Origin of the sequence: Paenibacillus sp. Marseille-P2973 (assembly GCF_018101095.1) — a bacterium.
GTDB classification, from domain to species: domain Bacteria; phylum Bacillota; class Bacilli; order Paenibacillales; family Paenibacillaceae; genus Fontibacillus; species Fontibacillus vini.
In genome coordinates this window covers 1-24661 of record NZ_JAGQEH010000024.1, presented here as the reverse complement: position 1 = coordinate 24661, position 24661 = coordinate 1, and the positions used below count along the sequence as shown (strand labels likewise).

Sequence of the window (24661 nt, the reverse complement as noted above, 5' to 3'; positions counted from 1 at the left end):
TCTACTAATAAGAAAACAGAGCACGGAGCTGTCTGACGTAGTCGCTGGCTACGGAGGGCAGCTTTGTTATTTTTGCATGATAAACCACACGGGGTATAAACTAAGTAGGTGCCTCCTTCTATGGACGCATGCATTAGACAGATAAGGCAGGTGATCACGTTGTCCATCAGCATCATCGTAGAGGGCAAAAACGACCGCAGCAAACTAAGGCGGCTTCTGAACGGGGAAGTGCGGATTCATTGTACCTTCGGGACGCTCAACTCGCAAAAACTGGAGTCTCTGCGCAAGAACGTTAAGGGGGACGAGCTATATCTGTTTCTAGATAATGATCCTTCAGGCAAAAGAATACGCGGTGTGCTGAGAGACACTTTTCCGGATGCGGAGCAGATCTATACCCGCCGGGGTTATGCAGGCGTAGAAGGCACCCCGGACGAATACGTTATCGCGCAATTGGAAAAGGCCGGCCTGGAGGAATTTATTGTTTATCCCCCGGCCAGCCCTTTTTGATTGATGATCACACTAAAATTAATTTATTCCTTAGCCAGATCGGCTACCGCCTTCGCAATTTCGTCGGCCGTTACTTCCGGCCGGTAAATTTCCCGCAGGTTTCCGTCCCGATCGACCAGACCGATCAAATCCATATGGACGAAATTGCCGTCCCGGTCCTGGTTAATGAGAATTTTAAACGAGTTCATCGCCAAATCCATAATTTTTTGCTGGTCCCCCCGCAAGAAATACCAGCCCGAATAATCGGCTTTAAACTTATCTCCGAAGGCCTTGATTTTCTCTCGCGTATCTCTCTCCGGATCAAAGGAGATCGAAACAATGGAGGCGTCTTTGGCAAACAACCCCTTTTCTTTCAGCACATCCTGCACTTGGCTTAACCGGAACGTAGTCACCGGGCATACGTCCGGGCAACTGGAGAAGAAGAAATAGAAAAGTCGAACCTTACCGTTCGTATCCTCCAAGGTTACGTTTTTTCCGTCCACATTTTCCAAGTTGAAGCTTTCCACCGGGCGGATGACCGGCAGCTTTGGCTTGGCAAAAGAATCCCATAATAGATACCCCGCCAAGACTACGCAGATCGCCAGCAAAATCCATGTCCATTTGTACTTTTTCAAAAGGGTCATGACGTCTCCTCCATTACAACCATACCGTATCCAAAATCATCACGATCAAAGCGATCGTCAAATAGTTGACCGAGAACAGAAATACCTTTTTGGCCCAACCTTCATCGTCAGTTGAACGAAATCCTTTGAGCGCCATGAAAAGCCAAGCTACGGACAGGATTTCTCCGATAATAAGAAACCAGATCCCCGTATAATCATAAAGATACATTAATACCGGAATCGGAATCAGTAACACGATATACGGAATCATTTGTATTTTCGTTCTAGGAATGCCTTTAACTACAGGCAGCAGCGGGAAGCCCGCAGCACGGTATTCCTCGACGCGCCGGATGCCGAGCGCCCAGAAATGGGGAGGCTGCCACAGAAATAACAGGGCGAAAATGAGCCAAGCTCCCATATCGATATTTCCCGAAGCGGCGACGTATCCGATCAATGGAGGCATCGCTCCGGAAATCGCACCGACCGACGTGCTCCAGGTGGAAGTACGCTTCAGCCAAAGCGTGTAAACAACGACGTAAACAAACATGCCGACAACCCCGAAGGCCCCGGCAAGCAGCCCTGAAAAGGCGAATAGTACGGCCAAGCCGATAATGCCCAAAGCAACGGCATACCAGAGAACGGTCTTCGGCGATAGCTTGCCCACCGGTAACGCACGGTTCTTGGTGCGGGCCATTTTAGTGTCCAGATCCCGGTCAAAGTAGTTATTGAAGACACAGGAGGACGCCATAACCAACACAGTCCCGATCAGCGTTAAAATAAGTTTTCCATATTGAAGGTCCCAATGGGAAGCCAGCCAAAACCCGGCGAATGCCGCGATCAAGTTGGAGCGGAGAATTCCCGGCTTCGTCAACGCAACAAAATCTTTCCAAGTTGCCGATTCCCCCGGGGGCGAAGGTCTTACAGAGGACAGCGTCGCCGATTCCGCAGGAGAATGGTAACTGAATTGTTTATCCACTTTTGATTGTGCCTCCTAATTTATGAGATAGAGGTTCCGTATATATAAACCACAGAAAATTCAATGATTTTCAGCCCTTGCTATAAACTTTATCATATCAAAATGCGAAAGTGTTTGACAATCATTTGATCATTGGTGTTTATTATGACAATTCAGTGACATCTATATATTGATTTAGCTATATAAGTTGAAAAATGGATAGCAAGTAAAAAATCCGGACAAATTGTCTGCCCGGATTCTCTGGATGTCACACTTCTCGCAAATTGATCTTATTCCGGCAAGAAGCCCATTAAGTTCTGCACATCGCGCAGCGTCTTCTCCGCCATTTCCGAGGCTCTCTCCGCACCTTGGCGCAGAATGTCGCGGATTTCCCCGGATTCCCGGATTTCCCGGTAACGCTGCTGGATCGGTTCCAGCGTTCCGACCACGACTTCGGCCAGATCCTTCTTGAATGGACCGTACATTTGCCCTTCATACCGCTGTTCCACTTCGGCAACCGACAGCCCGGAGCATTGGCTATAAATGGTGATCAGATTGCTGACCTCCGGCTTATTGGCTGGATCGAACTTCACTTCACGCCCGGAATCGGTCGTAGCGCGGCTGATCTTCTTGCGGATGTCAGCAGGCGAATCAAGCAGGTAAATCGCGCTTCCCGCATTCGGATTGCTCTTGCTCATTTTGTTAGACGCATCATCCAGCGACATGATCCGAGCCCCCACCTTTGGAATGTAAGGCTCAGGAATAGTGAAATATTCGCCGAAGCGATGATTAAAGCGTCCAGCCAAGTCCCGAGTCAATTCCAAATGCTGCTTCTGATCTTCTCCAACGGGAACCAAATCCGCATTATAGATCAAAATATCGGCAGCCATCAGAGCCGGATACACGAACAGGCCTGCGCCGACGGATTCCTTGCCGGCTGCTTTATCCTTGAACTGGGTCATCCGCTCAAGCTCGCCCATCGAGGTCAGGGTGGTCAGAATCCAACCGAGCTGGGAATGTTGACGCACATGAGACTGCATGTACACATTCGCCTTATTCGGATCGATTCCCGCCGCTACGAACAGCGCTGCCACCGCCTCCGATTGCTCGCGCAAGTCGGCGGGATCTTGTGCTACGGTAATTGCGTGAAGATCAACGACCATGAAGTTGCAAGTATAATCATCCTGCAGGGTCACGAAATTTTTTAAGGCTCCAATATAGTTGCCTAACGTAATTTTACCGCTAGGCTGGATGCCGGAAAGTACTCTTTTCATCTAAATCAGCCTCCAAGAAATATAGTGTAAGGTCAGGGTTTACAGAAAAAACAAAAAGGCCCCACATCCTCAAGGGACGTGAGACCGTGGTGCCACCCTTATTCGCCGGGATAATAAATTCATGACATACATCGTCATCAGGCTCCCGGCCTTATCTTCCGTAACGTGGAATCAGACGGCCGGCATACTGCGTAAGGAAGAGTCCTTTCCGGTTCTGCACGGCGCTCAAGGGTCCATTCGGCAAGGTTCTTCCTCCGGTTCGCATCAACCACCGGCTTTCTGCAGAAATGAAACTTTTGCTTACTTGTCCCTGTCATCGCATTACATTTATTCACCCATTAATATAAGCTCATCATATAGTTCTTCAAGCCGCCATGTCAAATCCATTTTTCGTCCCGGAAAAAAAGTGTTATTATAGGTCTAAGCTTAGGGTTACGATTATTATGTGGGAAAAGGAGCAACGATATGAAAAAAGTGACCAAAGGGCAATGGAATGGTTACGATACGTATATCTTACATAGCCGCGAACTTGAAGTCACACTGCTACCCCGCCTTGGCAATAATGTCATTAGCATATGGGATCACGCCCGGCAACGCGACGTGCTGCGACGTCCGGAGGAAGACGATCTTGAGTTCTATCTGCAAAAGCCGTATCATTTCGGGGTTCCGCTGTTAATTCCCCCAGGCCGTATTCGCAGAGGACATTTTACGTATGCCGGTCAGGAGTACCAATTCGACCAGAATACAGCAAATGACAATCACATCCATGGACTTCATCGCACTCAGGCATGGTGTGTCAGCGATATCGATGAGGACGAAGACGGTTGCGCGATTACCACGGAATTTATGACGAGTGATGATCCCAACTGGATGCGCCAGTTTCCGGTTCCTTTAAAACTGGAGATGACCCTTCGTTTACAGGGGTCTTCCTTGAAACAAACATTTAAAATAAGTCATTTGGGCGACCGGCCGGCACCTTTTGGTTTAGGCCTTCACACCTGGTTCCTGCTTGACGGCGAGCCTGATCAATGGAGTCTGAAACTGCCGGTAGACAGCATCTATTCATCCGATGAAGAATTAATCACTACCGGGAAAACCGCTCCATTGGGAGAACTCGCGGCATTGAACCACGGATTGAATATGAAAGGCAGAAACTTTGATACGATGTTTAAAATAGGCCAGCATCCCGTCCTTGCCGAATTGATCCGCAGCGACGGGTATGGGCTGCATTATTCCGCCGACCCGGCCTATTTCAAACACTGGGTTCTCTATACCAAAGGCGAAGCGGATCAATTTCTTTGCATCGAGCCCTACACTTGGCTGCCGGACGCTCCGAATTCCGGACTTCCGGATTCAGAAACCGGCCTGATCGATCTTCAGCCGGGCCAAACCCTGGAACTGAACGTAAACCTGGATATGATCTATCCTTCTGAAGAAGCTTAAATGCATCTTATAATTTGGAGCCATCTCCCTAACGGGGAAATGGCTCCTTATTTGTTGTTGGGAGATATGCAATAATTACCACTGCTATAGTTTGACGATAAGCCGAATATTTTGCGCTCCAGAAACCATACTAACATCACAAAGGCCAAAGGAGGTGACAAATATGGCAGGTCAAAACCAAGGCCGCGGTAGCCGCTCTAACAACCTTGTTGTTCCTCAAGCAACTGCTGCATTGCAACAGTTGAAATATGAGGCAGCTCAAGAATTGGGCGTGCAAATCCCGCAAGACGGTTACTATGGGAACTACACTTCCCGTGAAACCGGCTCCCTCGGGGGTTATATCACAAAACGTCTGGTACAATTGGCAGAGCAGCAATTGTCGGGTCGTTCGAACCTGTAATCGGTTTTCAGTTTTCCCCTATACCATATAGGGAGACAGGCGGTCTGCGCTAGCAGGTCGCCTGTCTTTTACATTATAAGTTCATTGATCAGGAAGATACGTCTGCATCTTGGTATGTATGAATATGATTCTTTCGCGGATAACGCTGAATCATCAGATTTGCCATGTTGTAATTGGATTCTAGGATGGCATCAACGACAATCATGTCCTGCCTGATTGCAAAGTCATAGCTGATTTCCCCATGGGTCCAGTATTTCTTGTATCTTAATGCTTCAATGGCCATCGTACGAAAAGAATGAAGCTGAGTCGCCGATAATCCGGCTTCCTCGTCTGCCATGCGGCCGTTCCGGCCTGCGATCGGATGATGTCGAATCCCGAATTTTCCGATCCCGTTGTTTCGGATTTGGATGAATACGGTCCCCGATGTCATTCCGCCAAGCTCTGATTCCAACTCTTTAAAGACCATATCCACTTGTCTAGCGAGTGATAGCTGATCGGTATTCAGCATATTCACCCCCCCTTCCCATGTAGTCCCCTAGCACCTTAGGGCTTACGTCTCATTATAGGACATACTTATATAAGCATCAACAATATACAACAAAAATGGTTATTTATTACTATACAAAATACGACTTTACCCCCTTTTTATTCTATGATTCAACATATTTGCCGTTCTTTCGACATACGAAAATAATCCTTCTATGTCATTTCCCTCCCCATCGCAAAAACCGGGAGATTATTTTCAACACATCCATCTGTGTAGTGAGCAGCTTCTCTCCCCAATATCCATTCATCTTTTTTACGATTTTATCTTTTTGTGAATTATCCATCTTTTCATACCACTTGCGGAGAATCAACGAATTTTGGTAACTGTCACGTATTTCTTTCGTCGTTTCGATATAGGATCCAAGACCGCATAAGTCCTCCGCCGCATAAATTCCCGACAACAGCGCAGGGAACTGGCCAAATCCGAACAGAGGCATAACCGTCCCCAGGCAATTGCCCGTAAACAATGTGTTTCCGATTCTGGGCTCATTACACTGCCCAATCATGTAGTTGTTCACTTCAAAATGATCGGTTATCTTCAAATTTTGTCCTAAATCCGAGCATACACGTTCATAAAACAGGTTCCATTTCTCATCACCGCTGTCGGGCGTGGTATACAACTCATCCGGGAAGGCGATCACGAGGTTAGCCTCTGTCTCCGAATAAGGAATCAAATATCCGTAGCCTTTCGGGGCGTAGCGGTCATCCAACCAGCACATCACGCAGTAACGCGAAAATTCACCTTCTACCGTTGCACCTTTAAGTGTAACTGTAAGATCAACCTCGAAATTTCTCATTTCGGATGCGTATTCCGCATCGCCTGTCGCCACGATAACATGGGTATATTCCCTCGCCAGCTCTTCATAGGTATGATTCGAATGATAATGAATGTTCGACTTGACCTGACGGCCAAGCTGATTTTCGAAAGAGTTCTCATGTCGGCCGCGAATATTGCTGAAACCCAGGTGTCCGCGCAACTTCGCTTGTTCATGCTCGGAGCGAATGATGAACTCGCCGATATGCCCTGTCGGATGAAGATATATTTGATATTTATCCGCCAAATAGGAGATCTCGTCCCGAACCGGCCGCGAAAAGATCGTAAGCAGCACCTCCCCGTTGACGAAACGGTCCCCGATGCTTCCCCGCTTCTCGAAAATGTCCGGAAATATACCCAACTGCTCCAGGCGAATAGCACAGGCCAACCCTGATAAACCGGCCCCCATAATCGCTACCTTCATATTTGTCTCCTCCTAAATCTGTAACTAACTTCGCCACTCCCTATCTTGCCCTCGACCTGCTTTGTCTAAGCATCAAGCAGGTATAATCTATCCGAAGCCCGGTAGAGTACCCCTTGCCAGGCACATCAAAAAAGCGGCTTGCCTCTGTCGGCAAACCGCTTTTTTGGGGATTGTCTATCAATAATACTCCGTCACCGAAGGGCGACTGGAGATAATGCCCTCGCTGTCCAGCTTCTTCTTCAGATAGGATTTGTCCGAGGATATAAGCAGGCTCGTGACGGCATCCACTACAAACAGAAATGTAATGTGATTCGACATCATCGCGCTGTTGCTGACCGACATTTTGTCCGGTACGATGATATTCGTTTCCGCGGCCTCGGTAACCGGCGAAGAATCATAACAGGTGATGGCCACCGTCTTCGCCTGGTTCATCTGCGCCGTGGAAACCGCGTCGATGATTTCCGGCGTCGCCCCGGAACGGGTAAACGCGATGACGATGTCCTCCGCCGTGGCTTGGGACGCCGCGATTTTCATCGCCCGGCTGTCGTTACTGGCCTCTGCGTTGATTCCGATCATTGTCAGACGGTTCTTCAAGGCCATAGCGGGCAAGAAGGAATCGAAGATGCCGAATATATGAATGCGTCTGGCCTTCTTCAGCATTTCCGCCACGCTCAGCAGCGCCTCCTCGGAAACCATAGCCGACGTATTGACGACCAGCTCGTTGTAATCGAGAGCCAGTCCATCGATCGGCGTGATTTCGCGGCGTTCTTTTTTTCGCGTCTGCATTTCCCGGTAGAATGTATCCTGGGCAATGGCGATCTTGAAATCGTTAAAACCCTTGAAACCGATCTTCTTGCAAAACCGGTTGATGCTTGTTTCCGATACGCCGATTTCATTGGCAAGTGCCGTAATCGTATGTTGGCTGATGAATTCGGAATTGTGAATCACAAATTGAGCGATCTGGTTTTCACCGTAAGTAAACTTTTGCTTAAGCGAAATGATCTTTGCAATCACCGCGGGTACTTGCGAAGCCATGATATGTCCTCCTGCATTTGCGGAGAAACGTCCTGTAAAAACGTTCTCACGCAATAAACGATTTACTTATTATAGCATATGGAGTCCATTCTCGCCCAAAATCATTTTCCACTTTTTCACATTTTCCGTAAACTGCTCCATTTTCATATGGCCTGTCTGCATCAGATAAATATTATCCAATAGGCTGGGTAAATAAGGCAAGCCGAGTAAACCTTTGCAGAAGGCGTGTGCTGCAATTTCGCTGCTCTGCAGAATCGTCGCCGTTCTGCGGAAGGGGCCGATTTTCAGGCACTCCACCGGCTCCAGCAGCTCATTCGTAAATTGTCCGCTGCGGTACTCCAGCAAGTGATAGTACTCATGTGCCAGATGGATGTCCACAATCCTGTCGAAGGTAACCGGACCAAGCGCTCCCTCCGCGGCCTCAGCCGCTATTTGAAGCTGGTGCATGGATTCCCGGTAAACGGTAATCTTCGGCACCTTCCCGCTCCAATCCAACTGGGCCCGAAGCGCGACCTTGAAGGCTCCCGTACCGGCTGCGGCCGCCAAGTTAAATTTCACGCCCGCTTGATCGAGCAGCTCCCGGATATCCCGGCCTTTCAACCGGTCCGCGGCCTCTCTGCCCATGTCCAAGGAACGGGACAGATAATATCCGTACTTGTCGGGCGCGATTTTATGAAAAACCGGATCCCGCTCCAGCTCGGCCAAAGCCAGCACCTCATCGCTAAGCCCCAAGCCGCGGATCTTGAAGACTTGTTCCTTATTTCGTACCCCCGTCATGGCTCCATCAGCTCCCTTCCGCTTCCGGTTATTGATACGCTACCGCAAGCCAAAATTCCTCATCACCCAGCATTTCCGTCTCCATATCCAAAATGGACAACATTTGCTCCTTTGTCTGCATTCCGGTCAGATCGAGCATTTTTTCCCGGAAAAATAAGAATACCTTCGGAATTGTCGCATTTGCATCCGAATAAATCGTGTGGTCATCCAGGAAAGCCACAAAGGCATCATGCCGCTGCTTCTTGGCAAACTGACCGTAATGAACCCCGGCCTGCTTGAACCGGACCACGCCCTCCCTGTCTACCACGCTGACGGAAGTACGCTTCTTCTTCAGCAAGCCGAAGAAGGATTTGCGAATTTCCTCGCTGGCGAACAAATGCCAGCGGCCCGTTTGGGCAGACAGGACCATCGATTCGAGCGGCGCGTCCACAGAGCTCGCCGCAATACTTCGCATTTCCTCTTCCGTCAAAGCCGCCTGTCCCAAATCCTTGGACCGGAGCTCGGTTGAACCGGTAGCGATCGCTCGCAAAATGTTCTTCTGATTATCGATCTCGATCATGATTTCAACGGTCTCTTCGCTAGCTCCGGACTGAACAATCTTATCCATCACATCGCTGCGTATCCGCTTGATATCCGCTTCGGTCGGGTTGATGACCGTCCGTTCGATCTGCTCCTTGACCATAGCTAGGGCTACCCCAATCGTCGAGATAAACGGCGCATTCTTGGCGATCTGCCATTTCATTTGTTCTTTCTCGGCCATGGCAGGTATCAGGACGGCGCCGCTGCCGCCTCCGCCGACCAGAGTGACGAAAGAACGGTCGAGCTCGTAATCGGCAATCATTTCATTAACCGTCTTCATTGTCTTCTCGATGGCGATATCCATCACCTGGCGGGCCGCCGACTCTCCGGACATTCCCAGATGCGCGCCCAAAGCGTCCCACGCCAATTCCGCGCTTTGCTTCCCGGCGTACGCATAGTCGCCTTCCGGCACGTAGCCGAGCAGGTTGGCCGCCCCCGCCAGCGTAAAGGAAAACTCCCCGCCGCTCCCCCGGACAATGGCATATTCGGCGGCGTCACCTTCGCGCGGACTGATGAACAGAACTTGTGCATCCTTCAATTCGCCCGGATCGGCGAAGCACTCATAGGCCTTCCCGGCAATATGGGCACTCCGCGGGCCGACGTCGACGATCTTGCCGCCTGACACGCGAATCATACTGCCGCCCGCTATGCCCAAGGTCCGGACATCCAGGGACTGCAGGTAGGTGCGGTGTCCCCCGACCTGCGCGTTTTGGATCATGACCTTGCCGTTTTTGATAACCGAGATATCCACGCTCGTTCCTCCGACTTCAAAAAAGATGCCGTCGGATATTTTCTCATACATCAGTGCCCCCGCGACGCCGGCGGCCAGCCCCGAGAGCATCGTCAGGATCGGACGCTTCCGCACCTCGTCGATGCTCATGACCCCGCCGTCGCAGCGCATGATCATCAGCTGCGAGGAGATGTTCGCGTTCTTGACCGACTTCTCGGTCATGTTCGCCGTCTCCATCATCTTGGGAATCAGACTGGCGTTGATTACCGCCGTTCTTGTCCGCGTCCGAAGACCGTATAACTGGGAGATTTCATGTCCGCCGGTCGCGAACACGCCGCGCCGGTTCGCCGCTTCGACGACGCGCAGTTCACTCGTCGGATCATCCACGCTGTAGGCTTCCGAAGCTACGATGACTTCGGCCCCTTGAGAAAGCAGATCCTCCAAGCCCTGCTCCACGGCTTCATCCTTCAAGTTTTTGGAGTCCTGGTACGTATGGTAGGTCTGCAGGTTTTTACCTGGCGCCAGTTCGATCTGTCCCGGATTGGACTCGCTGCGCGCGCTCAATCCGTCCATTCCCGCCCCCATGCCGAGGATGCCGACTCTGGCGACATCCCCTTCCAGCAGAGCGTTGGTCGCCTGCGTCGTCCCATGGGCGATGAAAGTTACATCCTCCGGAGCAATGCCATTACTCTCCAAGATGGTTTGCAGAATCTGTACAATTCCCTTCGCCACACCGTCCTCATCGTGATGGGTGGTCGGAATTTTCATTTTTTCGATGATCTCAAACGTTTCATTATCCAGCACGACCGCATCCGTAAACGTACCGCCGACATCAATGCCAACCCTTACTTTTCGACCCATTTCATATCTCCCTCCTATCTCTCTATATCCATGGCGTCTTTATTCTAAAAAACTACGAACGAGCCCCACACCATGGAGATCAACACGGCTGCAACCATCCAGGGCAGAGTCCGCTTCAAAATTTCGTTAATGTCACTCTTCGTAAAATCGGCCACCCAAACATTGTGGGAGTTGGTCGGATCGGAAACGGACTGCACATTGCTGACTACCCGAAGCGCCAGCATAGCAGCGATCGGCGTCATGCCCGCCCCTACGAACAGAGCGGCGATCCCGCTACCCAGGCCCCACACGTTAAGCGGACCGCGGTAAATTGCCAGCGGCGACAAAATCGTAAAGAACAGGATGTACATCCACGGGCTGTTCGGCAGCACCGATTCGATGACCGGCGAAATGATCGCCGTAACCTGAGGCGCCATAACCGCATTGACCAGCATACCGATCCCAATCATCAGCCCCAAGGCTCCGGCCACATCCTGAATCCCCTCCACCAGGGAGCTGGAAAGCACATGTACCGGACGTTTCGGCCAGGACAGCAGCAACGTGGCAACCGCACCGATGATGACGGCAGGCACGATGTCCATTTTAAAGGCAAAAACCATAATTACAGGAACCAATGGGCTGATCAGAGCGATGGTTGGCACTTTTCGACCTCCTTCAGGAGTCGGAGAAGTAGCCGGCATGGCCCATGCTTTGCGTCCGCGTCCATCGCGGCGGGCATAAAACACGATCATGATCATGCTGATTACGATAAGCGGTAAAGCGGCGATCAAAGTATAGTCAGCAACGGTGGAAACCGGCAGACCCATGACATCCACGTAAACCGCCCAGTTGGAAACGTTGAACAGTACCCCGACGCCTACGGAAGTCAGCAGAACGACGGAGGCAAGAAATTGACTAATTCCGGCGGTCAGCATAATCGGGATAATGATCGTCCCTACGAGAATAACCATTCCGAGACCGCTTGCCGCGGAAAAAATAACCGATGCCGTAACGAAGAACAGCAGGGCGATCAGCACCGGTTTGTCGCCGGCCAGCTCGGCAGCTTTACGGATAATAGCCTTGGTAATCCCGACTTTATTCAGGATCTGGCCGAACCAGGCGCCGAAAATCAGCCCGGCTATCGCCGTAGACAGCCGCATGGAACCTTGGGCAAGAATCGTCCCGCTAAGCGTGGCCGTATCGGGAGTACTGGAAGACCAAGGTACGCCCGCGATCAATGCAAACAGAATCGCCATACATGGCAGCGCCAGAATCGTCGGCAGCTTCCGGGTCATCATCAGCGCCGAAAAGATAAGAAATACGACTAAAATGCCAATTGCCTGTACCCACATCATTGAACTCATGGTTCAATCCCCTTTATCATTCAAATTAAGATACAACCTGTTTCTATCGATAATTCACTTGTCCAACTTAAAGCTCCAGGTACGCGCCTTGCTTTTTCAATTCGCTTTGTACCCGGGTTACGTCAACCTGCTGGACATCCAGGTTATGCAACGCTGCCTGCGCTGCGGCAACCCCTCCGGCATGCCCGATGGCGCCGGTCGTTGGCGTTGTTCTGACGGCGGCCTGGGCTTCGAAAGTGGCGGACAGGCAACGGCCGATAACGATAACATTTTTGATAGTCGGCGTAATCAGGCAACGGTAAGGAATGCTGTACATGCCGCCCCATTCCAGCTTTTCATGCTTCGTTCCTTCACCGTCGGGACTGTGGATATCGATCGGATAGCCGGAATGGGCAATCGTATCCTCAAACTTCGTCTGCGACAGAATATCTTGCGCCGTCAAAGTATAGAGGCCGATGATTTGTCGTGATCCGCGCACGCCGATCGCTGGGCCGGTAGATTCCACGACAGCGTTTTCAAAACCGGGAACGTATTTTTTCATAAAACGCTCCAATTCCCTGCATTGCTTGCGACCTTCCGTCTCGGCCCGGCTCAAGCTCCATGCATCCGTACCGTCATGTCCGAGAATCCGCGTCGTGTTCATGATCACCTCGCCCGGCGTATTGGTTTCGAAGAAGAGAATATCCTCCCGCGGAATGGAAATCTCGCCGTTCTCCTTCGCTTTCTTGAACAGACTGACAAAGCCGGCGGTCGACAGCCGCGGAGCTTTCTCAATGATCGAGGTGTCACCATTGTAAAGCGGAAAATCCTCCGGATGGGCATGGATATAAGCCTTCACTTTAGGAATATCGACGTTAATCATCTTCATCTTCAAGGTCATCGGCTGGGTCGCCCCATCGCTTTCGCGTCCTTTCGTGAAAGGAGCCCCCGCACGAACGGACAGGTCGCCGTCCCCCGTACCGTCGATGAAGACTTTGGCGGACAGCTTGCTCAACCCGGACTTGTTGCAAACCGTAATTCCGGTAATCCGCTGGTCCTCCGTATGCACCTCAGCCAGCATCGTGTGGTACAGAATCTGTCCCCCATTCTCCAGGATCATGGATTCCAGTTCTACCTTCATAGCCTCGGCATCGAACGGAGTCACCGAGTACGTGAACCCGACCGTATCAAAAATATGCCCCGGCGATTTGCCGATCCCTTTCAGCCTTTCGATCAATTCATCCGTAAATCCCTGAATAGCCTGCTTCTCCCCGGCATGAAAAGTCATCATCGGGCCGACTCCATTGGCGGTCAAAGTACCGCCCAGATAGCCCTGCTGCTCCACGATCAGCGTCTTTGCGCCCGACTTGGCGGCCGCCACTGCGGCCATCGTACCGGAAATGCCGCCGCCCATTACTATGACGTCAAACGACTCCATCTTGGCAATTCCTCCTCAGTATGTGGTTTGCTGTTTCTTGAGTTCTAAAGTAGCAGAATAATTCCAGCTTGTAAATGATTATGTTTATTTTTTTCTAAATATCCGTTAAATTAGAAAATTATTTTCTTTACATGTTTGTTTAATGATTTTATACTTTGAAATATCTAGTTGTATGCGCTTTATATATTTTTAAAGACTATATTTATTAAAGGAGTCAAAAGAGAATATGGAGAAAATACTGGAACAGTTGAAAGGACAACTGATCGTATCCTGTCAAGCTTATCCGGGAGAAGCGCTGTACGGAAGCCATATCATGACAGCCATGGCGATTGCCGCCAAGGACGGAGGAGCTGCGGCCATCCGGGCCAATTCGCCGCAGGATGTGGCTGCTATTAAAGAAGGCTGCGGATTGCCGGTCATCGGCATCTGGAAACGGGACTATCCCGGCTCGGACGTTTACATTACCCCGTGCCTGTCCGATGCGGAGTTGTTGTTTGCTGCGGGCGCCGATATCGTCGCCGTAGATGCTACAGAGCGGGTGCGGCCTAATGGAGAGACCTTGGAAACGTTGGTGTCCGGCGTCCGAAAGCAGCCCGGCCGGTTACTGATGGCCGATGTCTCAACCTTGGAGGAAGGAATCGCCGCCGCCGCGCTGGGATTTGATCTGATCTCAACGACCTTGTCCGGCTATACCCCTTACAGCCCGCAGAGCGAAGCCCCTGACTTCCATTTGTTGAAGGAGCTGGCCGCCGCCGTGCAGGTACCGGTCATTGCCGAGGGGCGGATTCAGAATCCGGAACAGGCCGCCGAAGCGCTGCAGGCGGGTGCCTTCGCTGTCGTCGTTGGAACGGTGATTACCCGTCCACATTCGGTGACGGAACAATTCGTCCGTACGATCCGGGGGGCCGAATCAGCAGGTAATGCCCGATGAACCGGATCAGAGGCGCCATCGGCATCGATCTCGGCGGCACCGGCATCAAATCGGCGCTAGTCGGCGCGGACGGCAGCGTCAGACACTTCCGCACTACGCCGACAGAGGCCTCGCGGGGCCGAGATGCCCTCCTTGTCAAACTGTACGACATAATCGAGGAGCACCGGCGGACCGCTGAACAGGAAGGAATGCAACTGCTCGGCATAGGCATAGGAACCGCCGGTTCGGTCGACCGCTCAGGCACGGTTTCCTATGCGACGGAGCATCTGCCCGGCTGGACAGGAACTCCACTAAGGCAACTGCTGGAGCAGGAGTCCGGGCTCCAGGTCACCGTGATGAACGATGTCCATGCCATCGCGTTGGGTGAACAATGGAAAGGAGCGGCTCAGGCCATTCCCGATTTTTCATGCGTTGCTATAGGTACGGGAATTGGAGGATGCATCGTCAAAGGCGGCACGATCGAAGGAGGAGACGACGGTTATGCCGGCGCCTTCGGTCACCATATCGTCGCCATGGGCGGCCTTCCATGCACTTGCGGCAATCGGGGCTGTTGGGAGAACTACGCTTCCGTGACCGGGCTTAAGAATCTGATGCGCAAACATGAAGCCCCGGATTCCTGGGTTCAGGATCCGAGGGAGCTGTTCGCGGCAGCCCGCGGCGGGGATGCTCGGTCACTGGATCTTATCGGCCAGTATTCGGAAATCATCGCCATCGGTCTCTCCAATCTGGCACACATTCTTAACTGCCGCCGCTTTCTCCTCGCTGGAGCTATTACCGCTCAGGGAGACTTCCTGTTGGACAGAATCGGCGAGCATTTGCGCCGCATAGTCATGCCCGTCTACTGGGGCGACGGAATTCTCCTTCATGCCGCCGTGTTAGGTGAGCATGCCGGGGTCGTCGGTGCAGCATCTTCCGTAGCGGGTATGAGAAATTAAATAGCTTCCCATGACATAAAAGCCGGCAAGGTGTATCCCTGCCGGCCTTCTGTCATATTATTTTGATTGTTCTTCTTCGTAAACTACTACGGAACCGGATTCCGCTTCCCATTTCACCTCTGCCCCCAGAGCTTCACTTACGAAACGGGCCGGGACCAGCGTGGTGCCCTTTACAGTCGTTGAGGGAACTCCCAATTGCTTTTTCTCCCCGTTGACAAGCGCCGTTTTGCTGCCGAGTATCAGCTTAATGGTGATGTCTTCCTTTGTAATCGTGATTGTTTTCGTTTTCTCGTTCCAGTTTACTTCCGCCTGGAGCGCTTCTGCAATGGTTCTGAACGGCACCAGCGTATTCCCGTCTTGCACTACCGGAGGCACCGCCAAGGCCGACTCTTCTCCGTTTACAAACAGCTTCACGCCATGTTTGCCGAGCTTTTTATAATACTTGCCAAGCTGCTTGTATCCATCGAGGTTTTTCACATTCGCTTTAATGGCTTCCTTCTGGACGTAGACCGCATCCGTTACGCTTCCTTGCTTGTCCAACAGATCTGCGGCTTCGGATAATGCAGCTTCGGCCTCGATGATCGCCTCCAGCTCGGTTCTCATTTCATCGGTCAAATGCGCGTCGTATTTACTCAGCAAAATCTCGGCAACCACCGCGCCGGCAGGCTTATCCTTAACATTTTCAATCGCGTGCAATAACCCCTTATATCCTTGAGGCCCCCGCTTGTTATCTGTATATGTCGCATCGGTAACGGTAACTTTTTCTTTTTCCTTTTCTTTTTCTTTCGCTTTCTGCTGCTTTTGATTTTCGGAATTATTGATTTTTTCCGTTTTGTCATTTACCGGTTTACCGCTAGGTTTGTTTTGCTTCGAAACCTCCTCTTTTTTGTCCGGTTTGGCTCCCTTGTTGTCGTTTTTGGCAAAGACCGGACTGCCGACCAAACTTATAGCCAGGATGCAAGTCAGAGCGATGACCCACGTTTTCTTTTTCATTAATCCGCCTCCTTAATCTGTCTTAAATTCAATATCGGCATCACGTTTATTATGTTTAGTTGAAAAATATGGTATCGGTGCAAAAAGCCCCGCCATCAGGATAATCCCTGACAGCGGGGCTGCGCTCAATTGATTTTACTTTGTCAGTTCCAGGAATAGCTTCACATCTTCCACGACTACAGACACGGCTTCACGCCAAAAATCAGGCTTTTTCAGGTCTGCATTCAGATGTTTAGCCGCCAATTCTTCAACGGTCATCCGGCCGGTATCCATCAACAGCGCGTCATATTTGTCGGCAAAACCGGCTCCTTCGCGAGCGGCAAGCGCATAGATTCCGGTACTGAACAGGTATCCGAATGTATACGGGAAGTTGTAGAACGGAACACCCGTAATATAGAAATGCAGCTTGGAAGCCCAGAAATGCGGGTGATATTCCCCTAATGCTCCGCGGAACGCTTCCCGCTGCGCTTCTTCCATTAATGTGCACAATTCCGACGCTTCCAGCAATCCCTGCTTGCGCTTCTCATAGAACCGCGTTTCAAACAGGAAGCGGGCATGGATATTCATGAAGAAGGCGATGCCGCTTTGAATTTTGTCCGCCAAAAGGCTGATTTTTTCCTTTTCACTGGCCGCATTCCGGACCAGGGCGTCCGCCACGATCATTTCCGCAAAGGTGGAAGCCGTTTCGGCTACATTCATGGCATAGTCCTGATTGAATTGCGGAAGCTCATCCATCAAATATTGATGATAAGCGTGACCAAGCTCGTGCGCCAGCGTCGCCATGTTCGAAACCGTGCCCCCGAAGGTCATGAATATCCGGGTTTCCTTGCTCACCGGCAGAGAAGTACAGAACCCGCCCGGACGTTTACCGGGACGATCCTCCGCTTCGATCCAGCCTTCGTTAAAGGCCTGCACCGCAAAATCCGCCAGCTTCGGACTGAAGTTCCGGAATTGCTTGACGATTTCGGCTGCTGCCTCGTCATAGGTGATTTTCCCCGTAACCTCGCCCAGCGGGGCATCCACATCGCTCCAATTCAGCTTTTCCAGGCCTAACAGCGTTGCCTTCCGTTCCAAATAAGAGACGAAGATCGGTTTGCTTTCCTCAATCACCTGCCACATCGTATCCAGCGTTTCACGGGACATCCGGTTAATATCAAGCGGCTCCTTCAAGACATCTTCCCAACCGCGCTTATCGTATACTTTCAACCGGAACCCGGCTAACCGGTTCAAGGTGTCCGCAGCATAATCGGCAACCCCGCCCCAAGCCTCTTCCCATTTGCGGAATGTCGTATCCCGGACGCTCCGGTCAGGATCGTCAAGCTTGTTCGCCGCTTGGCCAACAGAAAGAGTCATGGTTTCTCCATTGTCATCGGTATAGGGAACGCCTACCTTGGCGACGATCGTATCGTAATGCTGACCCCAGCCATGATAGCCATCCACGGCAAGGTCCGAGACCAAGCTCTCCAGATCAGGCGATAACTTTTCTTTTGCCGCATGCCGCTTTTCACTTAACACAAACGAGATCGGCGAAATTTCGGGACGTGCCATCCATGCTTCCCACACGGAATCTTCCGTCATCTGAAGTATATTTTGAAACAGCGTCATCACAGTTTCGTACTTCGCTCGAAGCGCGGTCACTTTGGATTCAAGATGCACTGCTTTTTTGTCATGCTGGTCCTGTGCAGTCAAACACTCCACAAAACCCGAAGCTTCCAAAATGCGACGGGAAGCGCTCTGCATGCCTTCGATCATGTCGTCGAAGCGGCCGGTATCCTCCGCATGTTTAGGAGCCTCGGCCCCTTTCAGACCTTCATTCAACGAGGAAAGATCTTCCTCCAACTGGTCAAGGAAGGACCGGAAAGCCTCTGAGGAAGAACCTCCCGTAAAAATCTTTTCAAGATCCCATGTCGGCGTAACCGGATTGCTTAATTGTTCCATCGCTATATTCATCCTTTCTTGTCCCCCGTATTGATCCCGGGCGGAATAAAAGTGTATAACTATAAGTACATATTTGCCCATTTGAGCTGTTCGACAACGGGGCGTATACTAAGTAACACATTTAGGAGGTAATTTTATTATGAAGCCATTGCAAATCTCGCCGGAAACCGCAATCAAGCTGGCTGCCGAACTGAAGGTGCCAATCGAGCATCTTATGCATATGCCGCAACATATATTACTGCAAAAAATCGCGGAGCTAGCCACGAAGGAAGCCGCTGGCCAGCAGGCCGACAAACCGGATCAGTCATCATGATTCCTTTTGAGAAGACGCTGCCCTACGACATCATCATGAAAGATGTCTATGTACTCGAATGCCCGTTCTGCGGAACAAACAATGTCCTGCTTCCCCTTAAGCCGCGCGATATTATTCAGGTCCATGAGGGAAAAAAGAAGCTGCTTGTCTTCCCATGCTGCGGAAACAAAGTCATGCTCTTGGACAGCGATAATGATTATTTGCTGACAGACACCGTTCTACGTTAAGAAATGTAAAACAGCGGGGTTACATTAACCCCGCATTTCCTCCGGCAATTCCTGCCCACCGTTCAGCATTTCCTCGCGAAGCAAAGCCCACTGTTCCCGGCAGGCCCGAATCATGGCCGCGTCCATAATCCGCTTGTCATTGATGACGCGGGAGAACCATTTCACCGCATCGTTGTTATTCCCCGTCCGGCGATGAAGCTCACCGATCAGGTACATCAGTCGGGCATCGCTGCCTTGCATATCCTCATTTTCATAAACCCGGATATAGGAGTCCAGGGAATATTTCAGAAACCGCTGCTCCTGCTCCTTGTTGTCCTGATACCTGTACAGCCAGGCAATATGATGCAGCAGGCTCGCGACGATCCGATCCTTTTCCCCGATCGTTTGAGCGCATAACAATCCCAATTTGTACGTTTCGAGGGCCGTATTCCAATCGCGATATCCGCCGAAATCACGTTGTACGAACCGTTTTCCGATGACTTCCTGGAACCGGCTCCGCTGCATATCGTTAATTTTTGGATTGAAATTTTCCGTCGATGCGAATCCGCAGGAAGGACAAATCCGCACTACATAATAATCCGGATTCTCCGCCCGGTAATATCCGCAAAAATCCGTATCCGTCCGTATAGCCCGTTTAAAGCTCTGACGCACACGTGAGGTTGAGAAAACGGCTTCGCAATGGCTGCATGTCACCTTGATCTGGTAAAGAGGTTCTAATTCCACAGGATTAACTTCCTTTCGTATCCGTCTAAAATAAGTGCGCGTTATTCCTCTGTTGTATTGACGAAATGAAAAGCTGGGCCCGACAAACGTTTAAGTACGAATTCCCGCAGCGGCTCCTCGACCCCTATCTCCTCCAGAGCATTACGCATGCATCCAAGCCAGGCCTCCGCCCGTTCCGGCGTGACCGGGAAAGGGAGATGACGAGCCCGCATCATCGGATGACCGTATGCATCGGAGTATAGGGACGGCCCCCCGAAAAATTGCGACAGAAACATATACTGCTTCTCCATCACCGGATAAATATCATCGGGAAAAAGCGGACCGAGCAGAGGATTCTCCTGCACTTTCGGATAGAACGCCTCCACCAGCCGCCGGATGGTATCAGCTCCGCCCAAATTATCGTAAATGCTTAAACTTGGATTCAATATATCTCCATCTTTCATACGAATTATTAAAAAAAGTTTATACTGTCCTTATTATACCAAACTTATGGCAAAAAAAAATAAAAGCTCCGAAACGGAGCTTCTACGTATAAGTGACCTCTTGAGCAGAGGAATGTCTAGTAACTGCGCCAATCCTCTTCACCGGAACGGACTAGAGAGGCGCGAATGACGTATACAAAGGCGCAAACGAGAACACCGGCGACAAAGCTCATCTTCAACACTCCATCCATGTTCGACTTTATAGGCACATTTTAACATAAAGAAACGAAAAATACAGCCTCTTTTTGTAATCGCTTTCTTTGTTTTTTGGTGCTGTTTGTCCCTTCGAATACATACACTTCACTAAGATCCTAGTGGAGGCGTTACTAATGAATTTAAAGCGATGGAGCACTCTATCCTTGATCGCCGCAACGCTGTTTATGGCGGTGCTTATGCTAGCGTTCCCTCGCGCTTCGTGGGAAGCCGGAATAAGAGGGCTCGCCATTTGGTGGGACGTGCTGTTTCCGTCCCTTTTTCCATTCTTCGTCATTTCTGAGGTCATGCTTGGCTTCGGAATCGTGCATTTTCTCGGCAAGCTGCTGGATCCGCTGATGAAGCCGCTGTTCCGTATTCCTGGAAGCGGCGGATTTGTGGCCGCCATGGGTTTTGCCTCCGGCTATCCCGTCAGTGCCAAGTTGGCTACCAAACTAAGAGAACAGCGGCTCGTTAGCCGTGAAGAGGGAGAGCGCCTCGTCGCTTTCACAACCTCTTCGGACCCTATTTTTTTGATCGGCGCCGTGTCGGTCGGCTTTTTTGGCAACCCTAAACTGGCCGGCATCCTAGCCATTTCCCATTATGGCAGCGCGTTGCTGCTAGGGGTGCTGATGCGCTTTTACGGGACCCAAGGCGGAGGAGGCAACCAAGAGCAGCCCTCTTCAAAGTCACCCCGCCCCTCATTCAGTCTCCGGATTGCGCTAAAGGCGATGCATGAAGCAAGGCTGCAGGACGGGCGCAGTCTTGGCGAATTGCTAAGACAAGCCGTCGGTTCTTCCCTGCAGCTCATGACCGTTGTCGGCGGATTGGTCGTCTTTTTCTCCGTCGTCCTGGAGGTATTAACGGCCTCCCATGTCATGAACGCATTGTATTCCGGCGTCCGGCTGCTGCTCCCGGCTGTTGCCCTGCCCTCCGATCTCGCAGAGCCGCTGGTCGGCGGGATGTTTGAAGTAACGCTCGGCGCCAAGGCAGCGGCGGCTCCGGCGGGAGTTCCGCTTATGTTCAAGGCTGCGGCCGCCGCCTTTATTCTGTCCTGGGGCGGACTGTCGGTCCATGCCCAGGTGGCCAGCATCTTGAACGGAGCGGATCTTCGCTATTTGCCATTCCTAATCGCCCGCCTGATTCATGCCGTTTTGTCCGCAGTTCTTCTGCTTCTGATATGGAACCCCCTGATGGGCCATCTCCCCGCCTTTTTCCCGCTAACTTCAGAAACAGGGACGATATTCTTCGGATGGGGAGGCGTTCCGAAAATGATTTCACTGATGGTGGTCCTCATCGCCTCACTCGTTATTGTCTCGCTGCTTGCCGGAATCATTCACCGGATCGTGCCGGGAATAGGGAAGCGGGCTGGAAAATGAAACGTTGTGTTCTGTTTCGGAATTGATTATGATCGTTACAAAAGGAAAAATAAAGGAGTCTGTCATCTTGAGATATTACGTTCTGGACCGCGGAGATCAGTTGTCCGTTGACTTAAGCGAATCCTTCCATAAAATGGCGTCCGAGCAAGGACTGCAACTGGATGCCGAATCTCCGGATATCGTCGTATCGATCGGCGGTGATGGCACGATGCTTCATGCCTTTCATACTTTCATCGACCGGATTCCTTCAATCGCCTTTGTAGGCGTTCATACCGGACATCTCGGCTTCTATGCCGACTGGAAAGCGGATGAAATTCCCGAATTGATCCGGATGATGAGCAGCCATAAAGATGAAGGGATGCTAAAGCCCCGGATTGTCCGTTATCCGCTCGTAGATTTGGAAATTCGCAAAAAATCGGGAACTTCATCTTATATATGCTTAAATGAGTTTACGCTCAAAAGCGTTGACGGGACCGTCGTAGCCCAGGTGGATATTAACGATCATTTGTTCGAGATGTTCCGCGGTGACGGCATTTGCGTTTCCACCCCATCCGGCAGCACGGCCTATAACAAAAGTCTGGGGGGAGCCATGATCCACCCTTCCATCGAGGCTCTGCAAATCTCGGAAATCGCTTCGATCAATAACCGGGTTTTCCGGACCATGGGATCCGCTCTGGTGCTGCCGAAGCATCATCATTGCGATATTTATTCCAGAAAAGAGCAGAACCTGCTGCTTACTGTAGACCACATTAATTTGCCTATGGATGATCTGATTTCCGTTCGCTGCCAGGTGGCCGCACAAAAAATCAGCTTCGTGCGTTATCGGCCGTTCCCTTTCTGGAACCGGGTCCGGAACGCTTTCCTGGGCTAACACTTTTTTAGCAAAGGATAATCATTTATGAAATTGAACAAGTTTTACCGCAAAGCCCTCATTCCGCTGCTGGCGATTCCGTTGCTGGGCCTTCCCCAAGCGGCGGGCGCAGCGGCGGACAGCGCAAAAGCCGCCGAAGAGGCGGGGCAAACCTCCGAGATGGAGATTATTCAAGAAGTGCTTAATTATTTGGACGCTTATAATATCGAGGGAGCAGACAGGGAGTTATTTCTCGAGAACGCGATCCGGGGAATGGTTTACACCTTGGATGATCCTTACAGCGATTATTACACCGCTGAAGAATTGGCGGAATTCGAAGACAGCGTGAATCAGGAATTCGTCGGCATTGGAGTAACACTCCGGTTTACCGGGAACAAGCTGTATATAACCGATGTGCTGCCCGGTTCCCCAGCCGGTTCCGCGGGGCTGAAGAAGGGAGATATCATTGCCAAGGTTGACGGGGAACCGGTCAAAACCGGCGAGGATATTCTTCGGATACAGGGTGAAGAGAATACGAAAGTGCTTTTGGGTATAACCCGCGGCAACCAGAACCTCTCGCTCTCCGTCAAGCGGTCCCATTTCTCGCTTCCTTCCGTTACGGGAAGCTACATTCCTTCGGGCAGGATCGGATATATCACCTTATCCTCCTTCTCCGAGAATGCGGACAAGGAATTTGCAGCCGAGCTGGACAAGCTCCGCAAGGCGGGGATGAGATCGATGGTGCTGGATCTCCGGGACAATCTTGGCGGATACGTGGATTCGGCGGCCAACATCGCCAAGTATTTTATGAAGAGCGGTACATTAATGTATACGTCCGGACAAAACGGTGAACTCGAAGCGGTGACCATTTCCGGCGGACAAGATATCGGAATGCCGGTTGTCATTTTAACTAACGAATTGACCGCCAGCGCCTCCGAGATATTAACAGGTGCCCTGCATGATAATGGGATTGCAACAGTTGTAGGGACTCAAACCTATGGAAAAGCACGAATTCAAAACGTCTTTACGCTCTCCAACGGCAGCTCCCTGAAGCTTACGGTTCAGCGGTACTTTACGCCGAAGCGGGAGGACTTCAATCATGTCGGCCTTAAGCCGGACATCGAAGTGATGAATAACGCTACAGCCCAGTTGATCACAGCCTTGAACAAGGCGGGAGCAAGAACCATTGAACTAAGCGGTAATGCTTCTTCACTAACTATTAACGGCGTGGCTTTTAGCGGTTATGTCGATACCTTGCAAAGCGGCGACAAACTCTATGTCCCTTCCCGTATTCTTGCAGCGCTGCTCAAAGGCGACGTAGCGTGGAGTGCTTCCACCCAGAAGCTGACCGTCACGAATGCCGCCGGCAGCAAGGCCGGGTTTACGATCGCGGCGAAAACCGCCAAAATGATCGATGGGGAAACCTATGTGGAAATTCATGAGTTCCAGAAGAAGTTCCCTGACATCAAATGGAGCTTCAAGCAAGGCACGCTTCACTTATCCAAATAAACTTATCGCATCGTCATCGCAATTATAAGCATCATTCTTGGAACCTGGGACCACTGGCCTCGGGTTCTTTTTATTTCCTTTTGTTCTAACTTAGAACCTTCAAAACCTTCATTCATTGCGGTGATCTAACAATCTAACATGCTAACGGACATGAGGGCCGCTAACTGCCCCAAATTTTACTTTTCTAGACGCTAACAGACATGAGAGACGCTATTAGCCACTGTTTCATTCAAAAAGTCACTTTTTCTACACTTTAACGCCCCTGGTGTCCGTTAGATTTTCAAACCGCCTGTTTGACCGCAAATAACGGCCACCATGGCCGTTAAATCTCCAGAGAGTTGTTCTGCTCCGCTGGAAATCATAACCACCCGTCCAACGGGTGGTTTGCTCTTGGGGTATAACCCCCTGTTGCCAAACTGCGCCTAAAGACGCTAGCCTGACAATAAAATTGTTCAGGCTCAGTGTTTTTGTCACTTTCACTT

Annotated in this window: 25 protein-coding genes and 1 other annotated feature; of the genes, 10 read left to right on the top strand and 15 right to left on the bottom strand. The window is 51.0% G+C overall.

The genetic code is table 11. The features are described 5' to 3' along the window. Positions 1-159: 159 nt before the first annotated feature. A complete protein-coding gene (locus KB559_RS24285) occupies positions 160-507 on the top strand; it encodes a toprim domain-containing protein (protein ID WP_211026020.1) in 348 nt (115 codons plus the stop codon). Positions 508-530: 23 nt separating this feature from the next. Here KB559_RS24285 and KB559_RS24280 read toward each other — a convergent pair whose 3' ends face one another. The 3 genes from KB559_RS24280 to trpS all read right to left on the bottom strand — a co-directional run bounded on the left by KB559_RS24280 (position 531) and on the right by trpS (position 3338). Further along, positions 531-1130, bottom strand: a complete 600-nt coding sequence (locus KB559_RS24280) for an SCO family protein (protein ID WP_211025967.1) — start codon at positions 1128-1130, stop codon at positions 531-533. A gap of 13 nt (positions 1131-1143) precedes the next feature. Next, on the bottom strand, positions 1144-2085 hold the full coding sequence (gene cyoE / locus KB559_RS24275) for a heme o synthase (protein ID WP_211025965.1): 942 nt from the start codon (positions 2083-2085) through the stop codon (positions 1144-1146). A gap of 269 nt (positions 2086-2354) precedes the next feature. Next, on the bottom strand, positions 2355-3338 hold the full coding sequence (trpS, locus tag KB559_RS24270; protein WP_211025964.1) for a tryptophan--tRNA ligase: 984 nt from the start codon (positions 3336-3338) through the stop codon (positions 2355-2357). A 69-nt stretch (positions 3339-3407) separates the two neighbouring features. Further along, positions 3408-3664 (bottom strand) — a binding site (T-box leader). Between the two features lie 139 nt (positions 3665-3803). Between trpS and KB559_RS24265 the strand changes: the two genes are divergently transcribed. Both KB559_RS24265 and KB559_RS24260 read left to right on the top strand, forming a co-directional pair. Beyond that, entirely contained in the window at positions 3804-4781 is a 978-nt protein-coding gene (locus KB559_RS24265; protein ID WP_211025962.1) for an aldose 1-epimerase, read from the top strand. 163 nt (positions 4782-4944) lie between these two features. Further along, complete coding sequence (locus KB559_RS24260; RefSeq protein WP_211025960.1) at positions 4945-5181, top strand: alpha/beta-type small acid-soluble spore protein; 237 nt, start codon at positions 4945-4947, stop codon at positions 5179-5181. Positions 5182-5269: 88 nt separating this feature from the next. On the opposite strand, the gene KB559_RS24255 is transcribed toward KB559_RS24260, so the two are convergent. The 7 genes from KB559_RS24255 to KB559_RS24225 all read right to left on the bottom strand — a co-directional run bounded on the left by KB559_RS24255 (position 5270) and on the right by KB559_RS24225 (position 13707). Then, complete coding sequence (locus KB559_RS24255) at positions 5270-5689, bottom strand: O-methyltransferase (RefSeq protein WP_211025958.1); 420 nt, start codon at positions 5687-5689, stop codon at positions 5270-5272. Positions 5690-5885: 196 nt separating this feature from the next. Continuing rightward, positions 5886-6965: an NAD(P)/FAD-dependent oxidoreductase gene (locus KB559_RS24250; protein WP_211025956.1), complete on the bottom strand. Its 1080-nt coding sequence runs from the start codon at positions 6963-6965 to the stop codon at positions 5886-5888. Positions 6966-7142: 177 nt separating this feature from the next. Next, positions 7143-8000 (bottom strand): MurR/RpiR family transcriptional regulator, encoded by an 858-nt coding sequence (locus KB559_RS24245; RefSeq protein ID WP_211025954.1) that lies wholly within the window; start codon positions 7998-8000, stop codon positions 7143-7145. A gap of 69 nt (positions 8001-8069) precedes the next feature. Continuing rightward, positions 8070-8777, bottom strand: coding sequence for a hypothetical protein (locus KB559_RS24240; protein WP_211025952.1), 708 nt, complete (start codon positions 8775-8777; stop codon positions 8070-8072). 28 nt (positions 8778-8805) lie between these two features. Further along, complete coding sequence (locus KB559_RS24235; RefSeq protein ID WP_211025950.1) at positions 8806-10947, bottom strand: hydantoinase/oxoprolinase family protein; 2142 nt, start codon at positions 10945-10947, stop codon at positions 8806-8808. Between the two features lie 44 nt (positions 10948-10991). Further along, on the bottom strand, positions 10992-12290 hold the full coding sequence (locus tag KB559_RS24230; protein WP_211025948.1) for a citrate transporter: 1299 nt from the start codon (positions 12288-12290) through the stop codon (positions 10992-10994). Positions 12291-12357: 67 nt separating this feature from the next. Continuing rightward, positions 12358-13707, bottom strand: a complete 1350-nt coding sequence (locus tag KB559_RS24225) for an FAD-dependent oxidoreductase (protein ID WP_211025945.1) — start codon at positions 13705-13707, stop codon at positions 12358-12360. A gap of 226 nt (positions 13708-13933) precedes the next feature. On the opposite strand from KB559_RS24225, the gene KB559_RS24220 reads away from it, so the two are divergent. Both KB559_RS24220 and KB559_RS24215 read left to right on the top strand, forming a co-directional pair. Next, positions 13934-14638, top strand: coding sequence for an N-acetylmannosamine-6-phosphate 2-epimerase (locus tag KB559_RS24220; RefSeq protein ID WP_211025943.1), 705 nt, complete (start codon positions 13934-13936; stop codon positions 14636-14638). Beyond that, positions 14635-15573 (top strand): ROK family protein, encoded by a 939-nt coding sequence (locus tag KB559_RS24215; protein ID WP_211025941.1) that lies wholly within the window; start codon positions 14635-14637, stop codon positions 15571-15573. Before KB559_RS24220 ends, KB559_RS24215 begins: the two co-directional genes overlap by 4 nt. A gap of 57 nt (positions 15574-15630) precedes the next feature. On the opposite strand, the gene KB559_RS24210 is transcribed toward KB559_RS24215, so the two are convergent. Further along, entirely contained in the window at positions 15631-16566 is a 936-nt protein-coding gene (locus tag KB559_RS24210) for a copper amine oxidase N-terminal domain-containing protein (protein WP_211025938.1), read from the bottom strand. Positions 16567-16701: 135 nt separating this feature from the next. Continuing rightward, positions 16702-18516, bottom strand: a complete 1815-nt coding sequence (locus KB559_RS24205; RefSeq protein WP_247682067.1) for a M3 family oligoendopeptidase — start codon at positions 18514-18516, stop codon at positions 16702-16704. A gap of 127 nt (positions 18517-18643) precedes the next feature. Here KB559_RS24205 and KB559_RS24200 point away from each other — a divergent pair, with 127 nt between their 5' ends. Both KB559_RS24200 and KB559_RS24195 read left to right on the top strand, forming a co-directional pair. Next, a complete protein-coding gene (locus KB559_RS24200; RefSeq protein ID WP_211025936.1) occupies positions 18644-18817 on the top strand; it encodes a YycC family protein in 174 nt (57 codons plus the stop codon). Then, complete coding sequence (locus tag KB559_RS24195) at positions 18814-19044, top strand: hypothetical protein (protein WP_211025934.1); 231 nt, start codon at positions 18814-18816, stop codon at positions 19042-19044. Before KB559_RS24200 ends, KB559_RS24195 begins: the two co-directional genes overlap by 4 nt. Positions 19045-19068: 24 nt before the next feature. On the opposite strand, the gene KB559_RS24190 is transcribed toward KB559_RS24195, so the two are convergent. Further along, on the bottom strand, positions 19069-19767 hold the full coding sequence (locus tag KB559_RS24190; RefSeq protein WP_211025932.1) for a DUF2225 domain-containing protein: 699 nt from the start codon (positions 19765-19767) through the stop codon (positions 19069-19071). Between the two features lie 41 nt (positions 19768-19808). Further along, the gene (locus KB559_RS24185; protein ID WP_211026016.1) at positions 19809-20192 is read right to left on the bottom strand and encodes a globin domain-containing protein; all 384 of its coding nucleotides are present in this window, start codon (positions 20190-20192) and stop codon (positions 19809-19811) included. Positions 20193-20578: 386 nt separating this feature from the next. Here KB559_RS24185 and ylbJ point away from each other — a divergent pair, with 386 nt between their 5' ends. From ylbJ to KB559_RS24170, 3 genes are all read left to right on the top strand, one after another. After that, a complete protein-coding gene (ylbJ, locus tag KB559_RS24180; RefSeq protein ID WP_211025930.1) occupies positions 20579-21820 on the top strand; it encodes a sporulation integral membrane protein YlbJ in 1242 nt (413 codons plus the stop codon). 67 nt (positions 21821-21887) lie between these two features. Further along, positions 21888-22691, top strand: coding sequence for an NAD kinase (locus tag KB559_RS24175; RefSeq protein ID WP_211025928.1), 804 nt, complete (start codon positions 21888-21890; stop codon positions 22689-22691). A 27-nt stretch (positions 22692-22718) separates the two neighbouring features. After that, positions 22719-24179, top strand: a complete 1461-nt coding sequence (locus KB559_RS24170) for a S41 family peptidase (protein WP_211025926.1) — start codon at positions 22719-22721, stop codon at positions 24177-24179. 246 nt (positions 24180-24425) lie between these two features. On the opposite strand, the gene KB559_RS24165 is transcribed toward KB559_RS24170, so the two are convergent. Further along, positions 24426-24661, bottom strand: a 236-nt coding sequence (locus KB559_RS24165) for a hypothetical protein (protein WP_211025924.1), incomplete at its 5' end; no start/stop codon positions are given.